Source organism: Zobellella taiwanensis (assembly GCF_003012795.1).
In the GTDB taxonomy this organism is placed as follows: domain Bacteria; phylum Pseudomonadota; class Gammaproteobacteria; order Enterobacterales; family Aeromonadaceae; genus Oceanimonas; species Oceanimonas taiwanensis.
Window position 1 is genome coordinate 50,876 of the sequence record NZ_PXYH01000013.1, and the last position, 18,282, is coordinate 69,157.

General features: G+C 63.5%; 16 protein-coding genes. 6 read left to right on the forward strand and 10 right to left on the reverse strand.

The features are described from left to right. Positions 1–52: 52 nt before the first annotated feature. Complete coding sequence (locus tag C7I36_RS10560) at positions 53–1,852, forward strand: hybrid-cluster NAD(P)-dependent oxidoreductase (RefSeq protein ID WP_106453681.1); 1,800 nt, start codon at positions 53–55, stop codon at positions 1,850–1,852. Between the two features lie 73 nt (positions 1,853–1,925). Here the strand turns inward: C7I36_RS10560 and C7I36_RS10565 are convergent, their stop codons facing one another. From C7I36_RS10565 to C7I36_RS10585, 5 genes are all read right to left on the reverse strand, one after another. Continuing rightward, on the reverse strand, positions 1,926–4,733 hold the full coding sequence (locus C7I36_RS10565; RefSeq protein WP_106453682.1) for an FAD-binding and (Fe-S)-binding domain-containing protein: 2,808 nt from the start codon (positions 4,731–4,733) through the stop codon (positions 1,926–1,928). Next, positions 4,733–5,386 carry a LutC/YkgG family protein gene (locus C7I36_RS10570; protein ID WP_106453683.1) on the reverse strand — a complete coding sequence of 218 codons (654 nt, stop codon included), beginning with the start codon at positions 5,384–5,386 and terminating at the stop codon, positions 4,733–4,735. The genes C7I36_RS10565 and C7I36_RS10570 overlap by 1 nt, the downstream gene beginning before the upstream one ends. Beyond that, positions 5,386–6,804 carry a LutB/LldF family L-lactate oxidation iron-sulfur protein gene (locus C7I36_RS10575; RefSeq protein WP_106453684.1) on the reverse strand — a complete coding sequence of 473 codons (1,419 nt, stop codon included), beginning with the start codon at positions 6,802–6,804 and terminating at the stop codon, positions 5,386–5,388. Before C7I36_RS10575 ends, C7I36_RS10570 begins: the two co-directional genes overlap by 1 nt. After that, entirely contained in the window at positions 6,794–7,567 is a 774-nt protein-coding gene (locus tag C7I36_RS10580; RefSeq protein ID WP_106453685.1) for a (Fe-S)-binding protein, read from the reverse strand. The genes C7I36_RS10575 and C7I36_RS10580 overlap by 11 nt, the downstream gene beginning before the upstream one ends. Positions 7,568–7,822: 255 nt before the next feature. Beyond that, positions 7,823–9,523: an L-lactate permease gene (locus C7I36_RS10585; protein ID WP_245880093.1), complete on the reverse strand. Its 1,701-nt coding sequence runs from the start codon at positions 9,521–9,523 to the stop codon at positions 7,823–7,825. Between the two features lie 158 nt (positions 9,524–9,681). Here C7I36_RS10585 and C7I36_RS10590 point away from each other — a divergent pair, with 158 nt between their 5' ends. Both C7I36_RS10590 and C7I36_RS10595 read left to right on the forward strand, forming a co-directional pair. Further along, positions 9,682–10,587: a LysR family transcriptional regulator gene (locus tag C7I36_RS10590; protein ID WP_181256353.1), complete on the forward strand. Its 906-nt coding sequence runs from the start codon at positions 9,682–9,684 to the stop codon at positions 10,585–10,587. 9 nt (positions 10,588–10,596) lie between these two features. Further along, complete coding sequence (locus C7I36_RS10595) at positions 10,597–11,634, forward strand: Gfo/Idh/MocA family oxidoreductase (RefSeq protein ID WP_106453687.1); 1,038 nt, start codon at positions 10,597–10,599, stop codon at positions 11,632–11,634. Positions 11,635–11,646: 12 nt separating this feature from the next. Here C7I36_RS10595 and C7I36_RS10600 read toward each other — a convergent pair whose 3' ends face one another. Beyond that, entirely contained in the window at positions 11,647–12,222 is a 576-nt protein-coding gene (locus C7I36_RS10600; RefSeq protein WP_106453688.1) for a TetR/AcrR family transcriptional regulator, read from the reverse strand. 142 nt (positions 12,223–12,364) lie between these two features. Here C7I36_RS10600 and C7I36_RS10605 point away from each other — a divergent pair, with 142 nt between their 5' ends. Then, the gene (locus C7I36_RS10605; protein ID WP_106453689.1) at positions 12,365–13,411 is read left to right on the forward strand and encodes an alkene reductase; all 1,047 of its coding nucleotides are present in this window, start codon (positions 12,365–12,367) and stop codon (positions 13,409–13,411) included. A gap of 39 nt (positions 13,412–13,450) precedes the next feature. Here the strand turns inward: C7I36_RS10605 and C7I36_RS10610 are convergent, their stop codons facing one another. Together C7I36_RS10610 and C7I36_RS10615 are read right to left on the reverse strand one after the other, a co-directional pair. Then, positions 13,451–15,088 (reverse strand): methyl-accepting chemotaxis protein, encoded by a 1,638-nt coding sequence (locus tag C7I36_RS10610; protein ID WP_106453690.1) that lies wholly within the window; start codon positions 15,086–15,088, stop codon positions 13,451–13,453. 85 nt (positions 15,089–15,173) lie between these two features. Further along, a complete protein-coding gene (locus C7I36_RS10615; RefSeq protein ID WP_106453691.1) occupies positions 15,174–15,923 on the reverse strand; it encodes a polyphosphate kinase 2 family protein in 750 nt (249 codons plus the stop codon). Positions 15,924–16,256: 333 nt separating this feature from the next. Here C7I36_RS10615 and C7I36_RS17980 point away from each other — a divergent pair, with 333 nt between their 5' ends. Both C7I36_RS17980 and C7I36_RS10630 read left to right on the forward strand, forming a co-directional pair. After that, positions 16,257–16,505: a type II toxin-antitoxin system RelE/ParE family toxin gene (locus tag C7I36_RS17980; RefSeq protein WP_425445046.1), complete on the forward strand. Its 249-nt coding sequence runs from the start codon at positions 16,257–16,259 to the stop codon at positions 16,503–16,505. 14 nt (positions 16,506–16,519) lie between these two features. After that, a complete protein-coding gene (locus C7I36_RS10630; RefSeq protein WP_106453721.1) occupies positions 16,520–16,849 on the forward strand; it encodes a HigA family addiction module antitoxin in 330 nt (109 codons plus the stop codon). A gap of 6 nt (positions 16,850–16,855) precedes the next feature. Here C7I36_RS10630 and C7I36_RS17565 read toward each other — a convergent pair whose 3' ends face one another. Together C7I36_RS17565 and C7I36_RS17570 are read right to left on the reverse strand one after the other, a co-directional pair. Then, the gene (locus tag C7I36_RS17565; RefSeq protein WP_219899640.1) at positions 16,856–17,122 is read right to left on the reverse strand and encodes a hypothetical protein; all 267 of its coding nucleotides are present in this window, start codon (positions 17,120–17,122) and stop codon (positions 16,856–16,858) included. After that, the gene (locus C7I36_RS17570; RefSeq protein WP_425445047.1) at positions 17,088–18,212 is read right to left on the reverse strand and encodes a DEAD/DEAH box helicase family protein; all 1,125 of its coding nucleotides are present in this window, start codon (positions 18,210–18,212) and stop codon (positions 17,088–17,090) included. The genes C7I36_RS17565 and C7I36_RS17570 overlap by 35 nt, the downstream gene beginning before the upstream one ends. Positions 18,213–18,282 lie beyond the last annotated feature (70 nt).

Consider the following 18,282-nt stretch of genomic DNA (forward strand, 5'->3'; position numbering starts at 1 on the left):
TACCGCTTGTTTCTGGTTTGTAAACTTCATCCTTCGAAAAAGGTAAAACAATATGGCGTCGATCACGGGAATTCATTGCTACCCACTCAAGTCTGCCAGTGGCCTGGGCCTGACGTCGGCACTGGTCACCCGAGAGGGGCTGGCGGGAGATCGCCGCTATATGCTGGCCAAACCGGACGGCACCTTCGTCACCGCCCGCACCCATCCCCGGCTGCAAGGGGTCGGGGTGACGCCGGTGGCCGGCGGCCTGGAGCTGAAGTATGGCGACCAGTCGCTGTCGGTGCGCCACCAGCAGTTCCGGTTGCAGCCGGTCGCCACCGGCGTCTGGGGCGACAGCTTCACCGCCTGGAGTACCCACGCCGATTACGATGCCTGGCTCAGCGCCATCCTAGAAGAGCCGGTGCAACTGCTGTGGCTGGGCCAGTATTCCAACCGCTACCGGGAAAAGCTGGGCAGCGGTGTCAGCTTTGCCGACGGCTATCCCCTGCTGCTGATCTCGGAAGGGTCGCTGGCCGATCTCAACCTGCGTGCCGATGCCCGGCTGGAGATGTCCCAGTTCCGCACCAACCTGGTGGTGCGGGGCGGGCGTCCCTTCGAGGAGGACGGCTGGCGCCGCATCCGGGTCGGCGAGGTGGAGTTCCTGGTGGCCAAGCCCTGCAGCCGCTGTATCATGACCACCATAGAGCCCGGCTCCGAGCGCTTCAACGCCATGAAGGAGCCGCTCGCCACCCTGACCCGTTACCGCCGGGGGGAAGACGGCGAGGTCTATTTCGGCCAGAACCTGGTGCCGCTGAACGAGGGCGAAATCCGTCTGGGCGACCGGGTGGAGGTGCTGGAATACGCCAGTGCACCCATCTACCCGGACGCGGCGCCCAGACGCCGGCAATTGGTGTGCGTGGAGCGCGAGCCCCTGGCTCGGGACATGGACACTTACTGGCTGGAGGCCATGGACGGCAAGCCCCTGGCCGACTACCGGCCCGGCCAGCACCTGCCGGTGGCGCTGGACATCGATGGCCGCCGCCACCTGCGTCATTATACCCTGAGCTCCAGCCCGACCCGGCCCGGGCGCTACGGCATCAGCGTCAAGCGCCAGCCTGATGGCGTGGTATCCAACTGGCTGGCCGAGGCGCTGCAGCCCGGCCATGCCCTGCTGGCCCATGCTCCGGCGGGGGAGTTTTACCTCAGGCCCGCCGGCCGCTATTTGCTGTTGTCGGCGGGCTCGGGGGTAACGCCCATGTTGTCCATGGTGCGGGCCATGGCGGATCTGGAGCAACTGGAGGATGTGGACTTCCTGCATGTGTGCCGTGCCGAAGCGGACCTTCCCGCCGCCGCCGAACTGAAGGCGCTGGTTGGGCGTCATCCGGGACTGCGTTTACGGTTTTTGCTGACCCGTCCACGCCGGGGCCAGGGGGAACGGCTGGAGCTGTCCCATCTGGCTACTATCGACCGCTTGCCGGAACGCCATGTCTACCTGTGCGGCCCGGCGGGCTTTATGCTCCAGGCCAGGGCCTGGCTGCTGGCCCTGGGAGTGCCGGCGGGACGCATCCACCAAGAGAGTTTCGGCGGCACTGTCGCCGCCGATGTTGCACGTGAAACAAAAGCGGTGCGGGTGCGCATCGGCAGGCGGGAGTTCACTGGCAACAACCAGCAGGATCTGCTGACCCAGGCCGAGGGCCAGGGCCTGCAGTTGCCCTGGTCCTGCCGTGCCGGCATCTGCGGCAGCTGCAAGCAGAACCTTAAATCCGGCGAGGTGGCGCAGCCCGAGGCCCCGGCCCTGTCTGCGGCGGAGCGGGAAGCGGGCGTCGTCCTGACCTGCTGCTGCGTGCCCCTGTCCGATATTGAACTGGAGTAACCAACTAAAAAGGGGTCGGAGTCATTTTTGCACATTGCAAATAAATGACTCCGACCCCTTTTCCAGCTCCCGTTTACCGGCTGGCCTCGTCCACCAGATAGAGGATGGACTCGTAGTTGATGCCGCTGTGGTGGCTGAGGCCCAGCTCGCAGGTGCGGCTGTTGCTCACCCCCCGGGTACAGTCGGCGGGTACCTGGGCGCGCAGCGGTTTCAGGGCCGAGGCGTTGAGTTCGGGGGTGGTGAAACCCTTGTCGCCGGCGAAGCCGCAGCACTCGATGTGTTCCGGCACCACCACCCGGGCGGCGCAGCGTTTGGCCAGCGCCAGCATCTTGTCGGCCAGCCCCAGGTGCCGGCTGCTGCAGGTGACGTGCAGCATCACCGTTTCCCGTACCGGCTTCAGTTCGAGCCGGTCCAGCGCCTGTTCCAGGATGAACTGCACCGGCTCGAAGATCGCCAGCGGCAGCTTGCCCTGCTCCCGGCTGCGCTTGGCGCAGGGGCTGGTATCCATCAGTACCGGCCAGCGGCCCTGCTCCGAGGCCTGCCACAGTTTTGCTTCCAGCTCTGCAGCCTTGTCGTCGGCCAGCGCCAGCATGCCCTTGCTCTGCCAGGGCTGGCCGCAGCACAGGCTGGTCAGATCCTTCGGTATTATCACCTCAAAGCCGGCTTTCTCCAGCACTGCCAGGGTCACCTCGGTAAGGGAGCGGCCGTCTTTGGCGCCCGGTGACTGGCCCAGGGTGCGGCTGGCGCAGGAAGGAAAGTAGACCACTTTGGGCCGTCCTTCATGGGGACTGCTGGCGCTGGGCCGGTGCCGGTTGGCGGCCGGGGTCTCCGGCAGCCACAGCGGCACCTTGTTGTGGCTGACTTTGCGCAGCCCCCGGTTGAGCTTGCTTAAGTTTCGTTCGCCCAGCAGCCGGCGGCCGAGGGCGGCCGAGTTCAGGCCCAGCCCTACCAGGGTGGTGGTGGCGGCGAAGTGATCCGCGGTCCAGCGGGTGATGGGGTCGAACTTGCGGTAGCGCGCGGTGCGCAGTTGGCGCACCAGATCACCGGTATTGATGCCCACCGGGCAGCGCTGGGCGCACAGGCCGGTGGCGGCGCAGGTGTCCACCCCCTGGTACTGGAACACCTGCTCCAGGCCGTCTTCGGTGGCTTCGCCCTGGGCGGCCCGGCGGCTTAGCTCGCGGAACAGCACGATGCGCTGGCGCGGGGTCAGGCTGAGATCCCGGGACGGGCATACCGCCTCGCAGAAGCCGCACTCGATGCACTTGTCGACGATGGCGTCGGCGGCGGGCAGGGGCTTGAGATCCTTGAGGTGGGCCTGGTGGTCGTCGTTGAGGATGACCCCCGGATTGAGGATGCCGTCCGGATCGAACAACGTCTTGATCTGCTGCATCAGGGCATAACCGTCCTGGCCCCATTCCAGCTCCACATAGGGCGCCATATTGCGGCCGGTGCCGTGCTCGGCCTTGAGCGAGCCCTGGTATTCCACCGCCACCAACTGGGCCACGGCGTCCATAAAGCCGCCGTAACGCTCCAGCTCGGCTTGCGAGTCGAACCCCTGGGTGAACACAAAGTGCAGGTTGCCGGCCAGGGCATGGCCGAAAATAATGGCTTCCGAGTAGCCGAAACGGTCGAACAGGGCGGTCAGCTTGCGCACCGCCGGGGCCAGCTCTTCCACAGGAAAGGCCACGTCCTCGATGATAACGGTGGTGCCGGTTTCGCGCACCGCGCCCACCGCCGGAAACATGCCCTTGCGGATGCCCCAGAGGGTGGCGCAGGTGGCCCTGTCCTGGGTGAAGGCCACCTGATCGAGGCGGTTAAAGCCGGCCACCGCCGCCATCGCCTGCTCGCATTTGGCCAGCAGCCCGGCTTCGTCGGCGCCGTGCACTTCCACCAGCAGGGCGGCGGCCTCCAGATCCAGTTCGCGGATAAAACCGGGCATGCCCGGCTTGTCGGCGATGGATTTCAGCGCCCGGCCGTCCATCAGCTCCACCGCCGCCACTTCGGTGCCGGCCAGGGCGGTTACCGCCCGGCAGGTGGTTTCGATGTCCGCATACACCAGCAGGCAGGAGGCCTTGAACGGATGATCGGGCACGGTGTGATAGCTGACCTCCGCCATAAAGCCGAGGGTGCCTTCGGAGCCAATCATCAGGTGGGCCAGGATGTCGAAGGGATCCTCGAAGTCGACCAGGGCGTTCAGGCTGTAGCCGGTGGTGTTCTTCAGCCGGTATTTGTGGCGGATGCGCTCGCAAAGCTCCCGGTTGGCTTTCACTTCTTCGCTCAGCCGCTGGAGACCGGCCAGCAGTTCGGGCTTCTGCCCGGCGAAGCGGGCCCGGCTTTGTTCGTCCCGGGTGTCGAGCCGGGTACCGTCTGCCAGTATCAGCTTAAGGCCGTGCAGGGTCTGGTAGGAATTCTGGGCGGTGCCGCAGCACATGCCAGAGGCATTGTTGGCGGCGATGCCGCCGATCTTGCAGCTGTTGATGGAGGCCGGATCCGGGCCGATTTTACGGCCGTAGGGTGCCAGGTAGCGGTTGGCATCGGCGCCGATCACCCCGGGTTGCAGGGCGATCTGGTGGCCGTTATCAATAATTTTGTGCCTGCGCCAGTCGTCGGTGAGGGTGATCAGCACAGAATCGGACACCGCCTGGCCCGACAGGCTGGTGCCGGCGGCGCGGAAGGTGCAGTGAATGCGGTGCTGGCGGCACAGTTCGAGCACCCGCGCTACTTCGTCGGTGCTTGCCAGGCGCAGCACCATTCTGGGGACCAGCCGGTAGAAGCTGGCGTCGGTGCCATAGGCCAGGCAGAGGGACGGATCCTGGATAATGCGCCCGGCGGGCAGGAAGCCGGCCAGCTCGTTGGCCAGTTGCCGATAGCGGGCTTCCATCAGGCGTCCTCCAGGATCAGTACCAGCAGTTCCTTGGGCCCGTGGGCGCCGTAGGCCAGGGTCTGCTGGATGTCGGCGGTCTTGGACGGGCCGGACACCAGCAGCAGGTTGGTGGGCATGGCCTGGTGCCAGCCCTGGGCGGCCATCATGGCCGGCAGGTTGGGGTACAGGGTGGAGGCCTTGAGAATGGCGATATGGCGCGGCGGCACCAGCGACAGGGTGCGCGGCTCGGCCGGGCCCGGCCACAGCACCAGGCTGCCGGTGGCGGCGATGGCGCCGTGGCAGCCGGTGATGCCGGCGTCTACCCGGTTGAACAGCTCGTCCTTCCAGGCTTCCAGGGGGCGGTCGAACAGCACCTGTTCGGCGGTGTCGGCCAGGGCCTGGCTGATTTCCCCGAAGAAGTCGCCGCCGGTGCCGGTGGCGACGCGCTTAAGAGCTGCCTGTTCCACATGGGTTTTCAGGGTGGCGACCAGCTCGGCCCGGGGCAGGCGGCGCACCTCGGCGTGGTTCTGCTCCAGCAGCTCGGTCAGGCGGGCCAGCATCTCTGCCTGCCCGCTCTGGTTCCAGATGGGATAGTCCGGGTCGTTTACCGGCAGCGGCTTGGCCTTGGCCTGGCGCAGCCGGTCGAGAATGGCGTGACGGGCGTTCGACATTACTTGTTCCTCTCGGCCATAAGTTCGCGCAGGGTTCTGGCGGCGGGTTGGGGGGCGGTGCGGCAGCGGGTCCAGGGGCCCAGTTTTTTCGGCATCAGGCCGCGCAGCCGGGTTGCGCACCAGCTCAGCATACGGTACAGGGCCGGCTTGCTGGTGACCAGGCCGAAGCTGCGCCAGACAAAGGCTTCGGCATTGCTGGCCGCGGCCTTCTGGCCGCGCAGGGGCGGCACGCCGGGGCGCGGATCCTGCTTGGCCTCGTGGCGCAGCCGCTGCAGCAACTCGGGGATGGGAATGCGCACCGGGCATACCTCGCCGCAGGCGCCGCACAGGCTGGAGGCGGTGGGCAGATCCTGGGTGGCTTCCAGCCCCATCAGGTGGGGCGAGATGATCTTGCCGATGGGGCCCGGATAGACGGTGCCGTAGGCGTGGCCGCCGATGCGGGTGTACACCGGGCAGTGGTTCATGCAGGCGCCGCAGCGGATGCACTGCAGGGTCTTGCGCATTTCCTCGTCCACGAAGGCCTGGCTGCGGCCGTTGTCGAGCAGCACCAGGTGCACCTCCCTGGGGCCGTCCAGCTCATCGTCCTTGCGCGGGCCGCTTATCATGTTGAAGTAGGTGGTGATGGCCTGGCCGGTGGCGGAGCGGGTGAGGGCGCTGAACAGGGGTGGCACGTCGGCCAGGAACTCCACCACCTTCTCGATGCCGGTGATGGCGATGTGCACCTCGGGCACAGTGGTGCACATGCGGCCGTTGCCTTCGTTTTCCACCAGGCAGAGGGTGCCGGTTTCGGCCACCGCGAAGTTGACGCCGGAGACCCCGATGTGGGCTTCGCGGAATTTCTCGCGCAGCACATTGCGGCCGGTCTGGATAAGCCGATCCACGTCCAGGGTGTGCTGGAAACCGGGCACGTGCTCGGCGAACAGGTCCGCCACCTGCCGCTTGTTCTTGTGGATGGCGGGCATGATGATGTGCGACGGGGTCTCGTTGCCGAGCTGGACGATGTATTCGCCCATGTCGCTTTCCAGGCAGCGGATGCCTTCTTTTTCCATCTGGTGGTTGAGCTCGATTTCCTCGCTCACCATGGACTTGCCCTTCACCGCCAGGGTGCCGCCGTGGGACCGGATGATGTCGGCGAAGAGGGCGTTGGCCTGCTCGGCGTTTTCGGCCCAGTGCACCCGGATGCCGTTGGCGATGCAGTTGGCTTCCAGTTGCTCCAGCAGCGCGGGCAGCTTGCTCAGGCAGCGCTGGCGGATGGCCTCGGCCCGGTCGCGGATGGCTTGTTCCTCGCCGGCGTCGGCGAAGGCGGTTTTGCGCTTGTCGCGCAGGTAATCCATGGCGCCGCGGAAGTTGGCGCGCAGCTCCTTGTCGGCCAGGGCCGCCTCGGCCTGGGGATGGAACAGCTGGGGTTTATTGTGCATGAGGTCCCTCCAGTCGTTCCAGCAGGAAGCTGGCCAGGTGAATGCCTTTCATTTCTTTCTTCTGGTATTCGAAGGCGCCGTTGATATTGAGCAGGCAGCCCCAGTCGGCGCTGATGAGCTGGGCGGCGCCGGTGTCGTTCAGGTGCTGGGTCTTGTCCTGCACCATGGCTTCGCTGATGGCCGGGTGGCGCACCGAGAAGGTGCCGCCGAAGCCGCAGCATTCGCTTTCGTAGGCCTGCTCGCGCAGCTCCACCCGGTCCAGCTGGCCCAGTAACTGGCGGGCGGTGATGTGCACCTTCATTTCCCGGCGGGCGGCGCAGGAGGTGTGCAGCACCACCGAGGTGGCCGGGCCCTGGTCGCTGAGCCGGATGCGGCAGACCTGGACCAGGAATTCGGTCAGTTCGAATACCCGATCACAGAATTGTTCGGCCTGCTGCTGGTGTTCGCTGCCGGCGAACAGCCGCCGGTAGTGGTGATGCATCATGCCGCCGCAGGAGCCGGACAGTACCACCACCGGCCAGGGCTCGGGGAACAACGCCATCTGGCTGAGGGCCGTGGTGCGGGCGTCGTCTTCGTAGCCGGAGGAGTAGGCGGGCTGGCCGCAGCAGGTCTGTTTGGGCACGTAGATGACTTCGACCCCGGCCAGCTCCAGCAGGCGGATGGCATCCAGCCCGCTCTGGGGCGAGAACATGTCCACCAGGCAGGTGGCGTAGATATACACCTTTTCTGGCTTGGCCGGGTAGATACGGATAGCGGACGACATAGACATTTACCTTCAGTTTTTAACAGAATTTGACAGCCCGGGAGTGGTCGACCAAAGGGCCGACTCCGCCGACACGCTGTAAATACATCCCTGTACGCTCGGACACGCCTTCCCTGGCGTGTCACGGTCGGCTGAGCCGGTCCCTTTGTTCTCCTTCCGGCCTTTGAGTGGCCTGCATGGGCCCGGAAGTCTGTCAGCCACCTGTATTGCTTCATCTTTTTATGCAGGGAGCCGGGTTTGTCCCGGCTCGGTCTGTCAGGATAACTTCAACAAGGGGTCCGAGATGCCCAGGCCATAGATGGCGATCATGCCGATGATGCCGATGGCCACCAGGTAGTAGAGGGTGGGCAGGGCGGTCTTGCGCAATGTGGTGCCTTCCCGGCCCAGCAGGCCGACGGTGGCCGAGGCCGCCACCACGTTGTGGATAGCGATCATGTTGCCGGCGGCGGCGCCCACCGCCTGCAGTGCCACTACCATGGCGGTGGACACGCCCAGGGTCTGGGCCACCTCGAACTGGAACTGGGAGAACATCATGTTGGACACGGTATTCGATCCGGCGATAAAGGCGCCCAGGGCGCCGATGACGCCGCTGATGGCGGGGAAGAAGTCGCCCACCAGATCGGCGGCCACCTTGGCGGTCATTACCGGCATGCTGGCGAGGTCGGCACCGTTGACCCCGGAGTTGATGAACAGGCGCACCATGGGCACGGTGAACATCAGTACGAAGCCGGCGCCGATCAGGGTTTTGGAGGATTCGCCGATCGCCGGACCAAAGGCCTTGAGGGAGCGGGTCTGGCTCAGCACCGCCACCAGGGAGACGAACACCAGTATGCCGCCGGGCAGGTACAGGGGCTGGATGCCGGCACTGATGCCCGCCTCGCCCAGAATGTTGCTGAAGGCGATGTTCCAGCCGCTGAGCAGGGCCTTGAAGCCCTCATGGGTGCGGCTCAGCACCAGCAGCACCGGCAGCAGCAGGTAGGGGAACCAGGCCAGGCCCAGGCTGATCGGCTTTTTGGTCAGATCGTCGGTGTTGATGGTGAGCGAGCCCAGCCATTCCGCCGGCCAGTCTTTTTCCTGCGGAAAGTCGAAGGTGCTTTTGGGCACCAGGAACCCCTTGCGGGCGGCGGTCACCACCAGGGCCAGGCCGACCAGGCCGCCAACCAGGGAGGGGAACTCGGGACCGAGCAGCACGCCGGTGAGGGCGTAGGGCACGGTGAAGGCCAGGCCGGCAAAGATGGCGAAGGGCAGGATTTCCAGACCTTCCTTCCAGCTTTTGTTGTTACCGAAGAAACGGGTCAGCATCATGCACATGAACAGCGGCATCAGGATGCCGACAATGGCGTGGGTAATGGCCACGTTGTCGGTGACGGTCTGCAGGTAGGCCTCCCAGCCGGAGCCGCCGGCGGTGAGGGTACTGTTGATGGCGCCATTGTCCAGGCCGGTGGTGACGCCCACGATAATGGGGGTGCCGACGGCGCCGAAGGAAACCGGTGTGCTCTGGATCAGCATGCCCATCAGCACCGCCGCCAGGGCGGGAAAGCCCAGTGCCACCATCAGCGGGGCGGCCACGGCGGCGGGGGTGCCAAAACCGGAGGCGCCCTCGATAAAGCAGCCGAAGCACCAGGCGACGATAATGGCCTGGATGCGACGGTCGGGCGAAATGGATGTGAAGCCGTTACGGATGGTAGTGATGGCGCCGGTATGCTTTAAGGTGTTGAGCAGCAGGATGGCACCGAAGATGATCCACAGCAGCGACAACGAGATCACCACGCCCTGCAGGGTGGAAGCAATCACCCGGGTGGTGCTCATGTCCCACACCCAGAGAGCGATGACAACGGTAAGCAGAAAGGCCAGGGGCATGGCGCGCTTGGCCGGCCATTGCAGGCCCACCAGCAGGACGGCAGCGAGCACTATCGGCGAAAACGCCAGCAGCGCCAGTAGGGTATCGTTCAGCATGGTTGGTCACATCCTTGATTTTGTAGGGTCATCACAGACTTGTTTTTACTATAGGGTACGTGTGCAAGCTTGTTGTTAAGCGGCTGTGACTTTAATTCCTTGTTTTTTGTGGATATATAGATTTAATGAAACTCATTGTTTCCAAAAGTGGATAAATAATGCCGAGAACCGACGATCTCATCCTGTTTGCCCAGGTGGTGGAGCAGGGGTCTTTCAGCAAGGCGGCGGAGGTGAGCGGACTGGCCAATTCGGTGGTCAGCAAGCGCATTGCCCGGCTGGAGGAAGAGCTGGGCAGTACCCTGATCCACCGCACCACGCGGCGGCTGACGCTGAGCGAAGCAGGCCAGGTGCTGTACCAGCGGGCACGTTTGGTGGCCCAGGCGGCACAGGAGGCATTCGACGCCGTTACCGGCTATAGCCAGGCACTGCAGGGCCACATTCGCATGTCGGTGCCGACCATTTCCGGCGAGCTGGTGCTGGCCCGGGCCGTTGGCGAATTTTGTGAACTGCATCCGGCTATCACGGTGGAAATGTCGCTGGAGAACCGCTTCGTGGATCTGATTGGCGAGGGCTACGACCTGGTGATCCGTACCGGCCACCTGGACGACTCCAGCCTGATTGCCCGACATATTCTGGACTCGCGCTGGACCATCTGTGCCGCTCCCGCTTATATTAGCCGTCACGGCAAGCCCCAGGTGCCGGAAGACTTACTCCAACATAACTGCCTTATCTATAGCTATCAGGAAAGCGGTGCCCGCGACTGGCTGTTTACCCGCCACGAAGAAATATACCCCCTGAGGGTGAGCGGCAACTTCTCCACCGACAATGCTGCGGCCCTGCGCCAGGCGGCCCTGTCCGGTTTTGGCCTGGCCTACCTGCCCCGCTGTCTGGTCTACCCGGATCTGCAGGCCGGCCGGCTGGTGGAGCTGCTGCCCCGACAGGTGGGCAAGGTACTCGGTATCTATGCGGTATATCCCTACAGCCGCCAGCCACCACGCAAAATAAAGCTGTTGATCGAGCATATCCGTGCCCGTTATATGGATATCAAGCATTACTTTGGATGAGGTTGAACCATGATTAAAACCGCAGTGATTGGCTACGGCCAGTCCGCCAGTATTTTCCACCTGCCCTTTATCGACAGCCTGCCGGAATTCGAACTGGTGGCCATCCATACCTCCAGGCCGGAAAGAGTGGCCAAGGACTGGCCCGAGATCGCGGTGTATACCGATGTGGACAAGATGCTGGAGGAATCCGGGGCCCGGCTGGTGGTGATTACCGCTCCCAACGAAGTGCACTACGAGCTGGGACGCAAGGCGCTCAATGCCGGCCTGCACGTGGTAATGGAAAAACCCATGGTCACCCAGATCCACCAGGGTGTCGAACTGATGAAACTGGCGGCGGCCAGGAACCTGTGCCTGATCCCCTTCCACAACCGCCGCTGGGACAGCGACTTTCTGACCATCAGGAAACTGCTGGAAGAGCAAAAGGTCGGGCCCGTTCACGCCTTCGAGTCCCACTTCGACCGTTTCCGGCCCACGCCGCGCCAGCGCTGGCGCGAGCTGCCCGGCGAAGGCGTGGGCACCTGGTTCGATTTGGGCGCCCACCTGGTGGATCAGGTGCTGGTGCTGTTCGGCAAGCCGCTGGCGGTGACCGGCCGCTGCCTGTCAATGCGTCCGGGCTCGCCGGTCACCGATTATTTCCATGTGCAGTTGCATTACAGCGACAAGGAGGTACTGCTGCACTCCAGCCCCTACCATCCCGGGCCCACACTGAGGTTCAAGCTGCAAGGCGAGCACGGTTGCTACATCAAGCGGGGGTTCGATCCCCAGGAGGAGCGGCTGCGCGACGGCATAGTGCCCGACTCTCCCTTCCTGGCGAAGGAGGCCGAAAGCGATTACGGCATCTTTTATTCAGACGAGGAACCCGAGGTGATCGAATCCGTGGTGGGGGGGTATCGCAATTTTTACCAGGCCACCGCCAGGGCCATTCGCGGTGAAGGCCCCTTGCCGGTGACCATCCAGGATGCCCTGGACGGGCTCAACATTATCAACCTGGCGGAAAAAAGCACGGCCGAGGGCCGCACTCTGCCGGTGGGTTCCACCACCTTCTGAGCCGCCTCTGCCCTAGGCCCGCAGCGCCGCCAGCAGCCGTGCAGCGGTTTCCTGCAGGCAATCCGGCGCCGGATGCTGGTGGGCGTAGGTACGCAGGCCGTAGATGCCGATCATCAGCAGCCGGGCCAGCTGCTCCGGGCTGGCGTCGGCGCGGGCCTCGCCGGCCTGCTGGGCCAGGGCCAGAGCCCGGGCCAGCCGCCGCTCCAGATCGTCCAGCAGGCCGCCCAGGCGGCGGGCGACATCGGCGTCCTGTTCGTTCAGCTCCTGCAGGGCCTTGGTCAGCAGGCAGTCCATGGAATTGCAGTGGCGGGTTTCTTCCACCACCTGCGCCAGGTAGCGCTGCAGGCCGGTAAAGGGCGAGACGCCCTCGAAGCAGGCCTCCAGCGCCCGCTGCCGGTCGGCCACATAATGATCCACCGCCGCCAGCAGCAGCCCCTTCTTGTTGCCGAAGGCGCAGTAGATACTGCCCGGGTGTAGCCCGGTGGCGGCCACCAGATCCTGCATGGTGGTGGCGGCAAACCCCTTGTGACGAAAGGCCTGCATGGCGGACCGTAAAACGTGGTCCCGATCGAAACTGGCTGTGCGCATCATTGTCCTCCCCGCTGGCCCCTAGTGTAACCCCGCCGGCGGTTTCGGCCAAAACACACTTGAATGAGCATTCAAATAACCCTTGAAAAGTGCCGGTCGCGCCCCTATCTTGAATAGGCATTCAAATTAACGGGAGCCCCTTATGTCTGCTCATCAATCCTTGTTCGAACCCTGTGTGCTGAACGCCAGCCTGACCCTGGCCAACCGCATCGTCATGGCGCCGCTGACCCGCTGCATGGCCGGCCCCGGCCTGGTGCCGACCCAGGCCATGGCCGATTACTACGGCCGCCGGGCCGACGCTGGCCTGATCATCAGCGAGGCCACCATTATCCGGCCCGATGGCCAGGGTTATCCGGACACCCCCGGCATCTACACCCAGGCGCAGATCGAGGGCTGGAAAAGGGTGACCGACGCGGTCCATGCTGAGGGCGGCAAAATTTTCCTGCAGCTGTGGCATGTGGGCCGCCTGGCCCATTCCCACTTTTCCGGCGAGCAGCCGGTGGCGCCCAGCGCCATCGCCTTTGAGGGCACGGTGCCGCGCATGCGTGATTTGAGCTACGAAACGCCCAGGGCGCTGGCGCAGGAGGACATTGCCCGGCTGGTGGAGGACTACGCTCAGGCGGCGGAAAACGCCATTACCGCGGGGTTTGACGGGGTGGAAATTCACGGCGCCAACGGCTACCTCATCGATCAGTTCCTGCATTTCGACACCAACCATCGCGACGACGACTACGGCCGGACGCCGGAAAACATGAGCCGGTTCGCGCTGCAGGTGGTGGATGCGGTGGTGACCCGGGTGGGGGCCGAGCGTACCGGCCTGCGCCTGACGCCGGGCGCCTACACCCACATGGCGGCGGACGCCCGGGACCGGGAGGTGTTCGATTACCTGCTGGCCCGGCTCAACGAGCGGGAGCTGGCCTACCTGCACCTGGGCATTTTTGATGACAGCCTGACCTTTGACTTTCTCGGCGGTCGCGCCAGCGAATACCTGCGCCGCCATTACAGTGGCACCCTGATCGGCGTGGGCGGGCTGACCCCAGAGAGCGCCAGCGAAGGGCTGGCCCAGGGCAAATTCGATCTGGCCGCCATCGGCCGGCCCTTTATCGCCAACCCGGACTATGTGCGCCGGGTTCAGCAGGCCGAGCCGCTGGTGGACTATCACCAGGACATGCTGGCCGAGCTCGTGTAATCAGGGGGCCGTCGCCCTGACGGCGACGGCCCTGCTTGCTCAGTGCCCGGCCAGGCTGAATTTCTGCACCAGCCGGTGCAGGTTGCCGGTCAGGGATTCCAGCTCCTGCGAGGCGGACGAGGTATGGCGGGCGCTGCCGGCGACCTGGTCCGACATGCGGTTGATGCCGGCCAGGCTGCCGTTGAGCTCCGCCGCCACCGCGCTCTGCTGCTCGGTGGCGGTGGCGATCTGCATGTTCATCGCCGTCATCCGCGCCACTGCCTCGCTGATCTGCTGAATGGAATCCGCCGCGTGGCGGGCTTCCTGTACTCCCCCCTCGATGATCTGCTGACTGTTGTCCATGGCCTGGGTCACGGCTTCTGCCTGCTGCTGCAGGCTGCTGATGGTCTGGTTGATCTCCGCGATCGACTGCTGGGTGCGCTGGGCCAGGTTGCGCACTTCCTCCGCCACCACCGCAAAGCCCCGGCCCGACTCCCCGGCGCGGGCCGCCTCGATGGCGGCGTTGAGCGCCAGCAGGTTGGTCTGCTCGGCAATGTCGCTGATAACCCGGGACACCACGCCGATGCGGGCGCTGTCCTGCTTCAGCGCCAGGGCCAGGGCGCCGGCCTGGCCGATTTCCCGGGCGGCCATTTCCACCTGGCGGGTCGACTGCAGCACCACCCGGTTGCTCTGCTCGGTTTGATCCGCCGCCTCGCGGGCCGCGCTGGCCGCATCCTGGGTATTGAGCGCCACGTCGCGAAAGGTGGTTTCGAGCTGGTGCATGGCGTCGGCGATGCGGGCGATTTCCTGCTGCTGATCATCCAGGGCGCCGGAAGACTCGACTGACATCTGGCGCAGCTGCACGGTGGCGCCGCCCAGGCGGTCGAGGCTGGTGGAAATTTCCTGCACCAGATCGTGGATGCCGGCCTGCATGTCGATAAAGTCGCCGGCGGCCTTGCCCAGCTCGTCCCGGGAGAAGTGGCGGCGATCGAGCCGGTCGCCGAGACGGCCGTTTTTCACCTTTTCCATCTGGGCGTTGAGCCGCGCCAGGGGCAGGCGAATGCGGCGGTTGATGATGATGCCCATGGTCAGCATAAAGGCGGCAAGCAGCAGGCACAGCACCAGCACCATGACGCTGATGCGGTCGATCACCGCCGATTCCCTGTCCTTGATGGCCTCCGCCTCGGCGGCGATCAGCCGCTGGGTGTCGCCGAGCAGGGCGACGATTGCATCAAAGGGCGCCAGCATGTCGGTCAGCATTTTTACCCGGGCCGCGTCTATGTTTCCCGCGTCGATCAGCCGCAGGTAATCGTCCTGCATGCCCTTGTAGGCGGTGATGCGGCGGCGGAAGTCGTCGATAAAGGCGCGCACCTCGGGGCTGTCGGCCTGGCGCTGCATGGCCTCCAGGTAACGCTCCACCTGTTGGTCGTTGTGGTTGATCTTGGCCAGGATGTCGGCGTGCTCGCGCCGGTCGGTGGTGAGGCCGTAGTCGAGGGCGAAACGGCGGTAGGTGACGGTGCTGTAACGCAGGTTGGAAATGGTCTGCAGCAGGCTGATGTTGCGTTCCACTATGCTTTCCATCTGCCGCTGTATGCCCTGCATGGACAGGTAGACATAAAAGCTGAAGGCCAGTACCGCCAGCAGCATGGCGCCAAACGAGGCGGTAAGCAGTGTCTTGATGGATAAACGCGCGATCATGTCCTTGACTCCCGAAATGGTGGTTTCGGGAGTATAAACAAGGGTTATTGAAAGATTAAATTTATATAATCTTTTGAACTAATCGTTATTTCCGATTGTTGGCAGTGTCGGTCTTGCCGAAGAAGTGGGCAATGTCCGGCGCCGGCTTGGGTGGGGTCAGATCGAGATTCTTGCCCAGCTGATCGATCAGCAGGCGGAAACTGTTCATCCTGGCCTGATGCTTGTTGTTGGCATCTATCCGATGCCAGGGGGCACCCTCGGTGTGGGTCAGTTCCAGCATCTGATCCCGGGCCTGCTGGTAGTCCTGCCATCTGGCCCTGTTGCGCAAATCTTCCGCCGTCAGTTTCCACTGTTTGGCCGGATCATCAAAGCGCGCCTGAAAGCGTGCCAGCTGGGTATCTTCGCCGATATCCAGCCAGATCTTCACCAGCCGGATATGCTCGGCGGTGATGCTGCGTTCGAACTCGTTAATCTCCCGGTAGGCCCGTTGCCAGGCCTGCGGTTCGGCGAAGCCTTCCACCCGCTCCACCAGTACCCGGCCATACCAGGAACGATCGAATACCGCCCAGCGTCCCTGGGACGGCAGCCGCTGCCAGAAGCGCTGCAGCCAGTGCTGCTCGCGCTCCCTGGCATCGGGGGCGGCGATGGGCCACACGCTGAGCCAGCGTGGATCCAGGCACCAGGCCAGGCGGCGGATGATGCCGCCCTTGCCCGCGGCGTCCGGCCCCTCCAATACGATAACGGCGCTCTGCCCCTGCCGGCCCATGGCCTGGTGGATCTGCGCCAGCTGTTTTTGCAGCGGCTTGAGCTCTTCCTTGTTCTTTTGCTTGTTCATCTTATGGTCCTTGTGCCCGCGGGAAGGCTGCAATGACGCTTCCCGCCTGTATGTTCGGTCGTTCACTCTCTGCCGGTCGTCAGCCGGGAAGATCTGGTTTTGACTCCTCCCAGTATTGAGTCGCGGATGTGGTCGGGGAAGTCGTTTGGCAACGGGTTACTGACCTTGTCAATGGAGGTATCAAAAGAGTCTGTTACCTTCGGCCAGAATAGTCGCCATTCCCTCCTGAGCAAAGCCTACCGTTTTTGCACAATGTTGTTGTGCATATATGGTTAAAAAATGTTTGGTTAACCATGGCAGTTGAATTCAGGGATGCATGGCTTGAGGCTTTCTATGAGGAGGACAAGGGCCATAAAAAGATACCCAGTATTATTGAAGCCGCTCTTCAGAAAGCTTCAGATCCTGGATGCGGCAGCTCAGGAAGCAGACTTGAAAATTCCGCCCGGTAACCGGTTTGAGCACTTGCAGGGGAGCCTGGCGGGATGGTGTTCCATCCGTGTGAACAAGTATCGTCTGATTTTTCGCTGGCAGGATGGAGTAGCCCAGGAGACGTATCTGGACCCGCATGTGTACAAGGGGTAATGGAGGTGAAGGCAATGAGAACTACAAAACGTCGTCCGGCGACAGTGGGGCAGATGCTTGCCACTGAATTTCTGGGGCCGATGAACATCGAAATCAGCGAGCTGGCTGATGCCATGGGCGTTCACCGGAACACACTGAGTCGCATCGTGCACGATAAGGGAGCCCTGACCGCCCCCATGGCGATTAAGTTGGCGGCTGCGCTGGGCAATACTCCCGAGTTTTGGCTGAATATTCAGCATGCGGTGGAGCTCTGGGATGTACGGCACAGCGCCTACGAGCAGGAAGCGAAAAATGTTCGCCGGGTGGAGCCTCATCTTTCCCATGGCAAGGCAATAGCCAGTTAAGAGGCGTTACAGCAGTGCGATTTGTTCCGATGTGACAAACCGGTAACCCATGGCCAGGTAGCCTTTCTCCCGCTTGTGGAACATTCTGAGTAGCATGGGCAGGCCGGTGTCGACATAGTCGTAGATGGTGACGGACTGCTTGCCTGTGGCCTCCCTGTGCAGCCGGCCGGCATATTGGGCCAAAGTGCCTTTCCACGCGATGGGCAGGGCCAGAAACAGCGTATCCAGCCGGGGCAGGTCAAACCCCTCGCCAATGTACTTGCCCGTGGCCACCACCACCTGCGCATCGGGCAGCGGCTTCCACTTTTCTGCGTTCCTTCGCGCCCATACCACCCCTGAGCACCACGGCGCTGAGGGCGGCATCGGACAGCATGCCAGCCAGCGTTTCGGCATGTTCCCGGCGCTCGGTCAGCAGCAGGCAATTCCCGCCTTGCTTCACGCTCGCTATCACATCCTGAATGACTGCTTCGTTGCGCGCCGGGTTCTCGGCCAGCCAGCGGTACACAGTGGCAATATGGGGGCGCTCTTCAGGTTGGCGGAGTTCGGCTGGCGGAGCTTCCTGGCGTTTTCTCACGATCACGCGCTGGTCAAAGCCTGACTGGTGATCGGACTGAGCCCGGTGACGGATTGGGCCGGCGGTCATCAGCATGATTTTCTGGTGTCCGTCCTGACGGTTTGGTGTGGCCGTCAGGCCAAGCACATATCTGGCGTTGAGTTCATTGAGCAGCAACTCATAGCGAGGGGCCGAGATATGGTGGCACTCGTCGATGATGATCTGGCCGTAATCGCGAACGAAGCCGGCAATGGTGTTGTCTTTCCGGTCGATCAGGCTCTGATAGGTAGCCACATCCACCTGGCCAGTGGCCTTTTTCCTGCCGCCGCCGAACACACCGACAGTGACTCCTTCAAGGACGCTTTCCAGCCGCTCCTTCCATTGATCCAGCAGTTGCCGGCTGTGGGTCAGCACCAGAGTATTGACCTTGCGGCTGGCAATTACGCCGATGGCGGTGATGGTTTTGCCAAAAGCCGTGGGCGCATGCAATATGCCGGTATCGTGTTGAGTGAGGGCATCGACGGCGGCTTGCTGGTTGTCTCGTAGCGGCAGCCTGAGTGCCAGCTGTGGTAAGGGCGAGCCTGTAACCCGGCGGTCTTCCATGTCCACTTGTATGTTCTGCTTGCGCAACAGGGCAAGCACCTCGTCCAGGCAGCCTCTGGGCACCGACAGGTAGCCCTGCTCGATGCGGGCGCAAGAGATATAGCGGGGAATGCCATGGGTGGAAAAGCGCAGCGCCTGGGTCTTGAAGAACACCGGGTTGGCAAAGCTCGCCAAGCGTTTGATGCGTGCCGCCAGCGGTGCAGGCATGTCGGCCAGCCTGATATAAACATGATTGGCCAGGGTGACGGTGATGCGTTCGGGGCAGTTCGGTACAGGC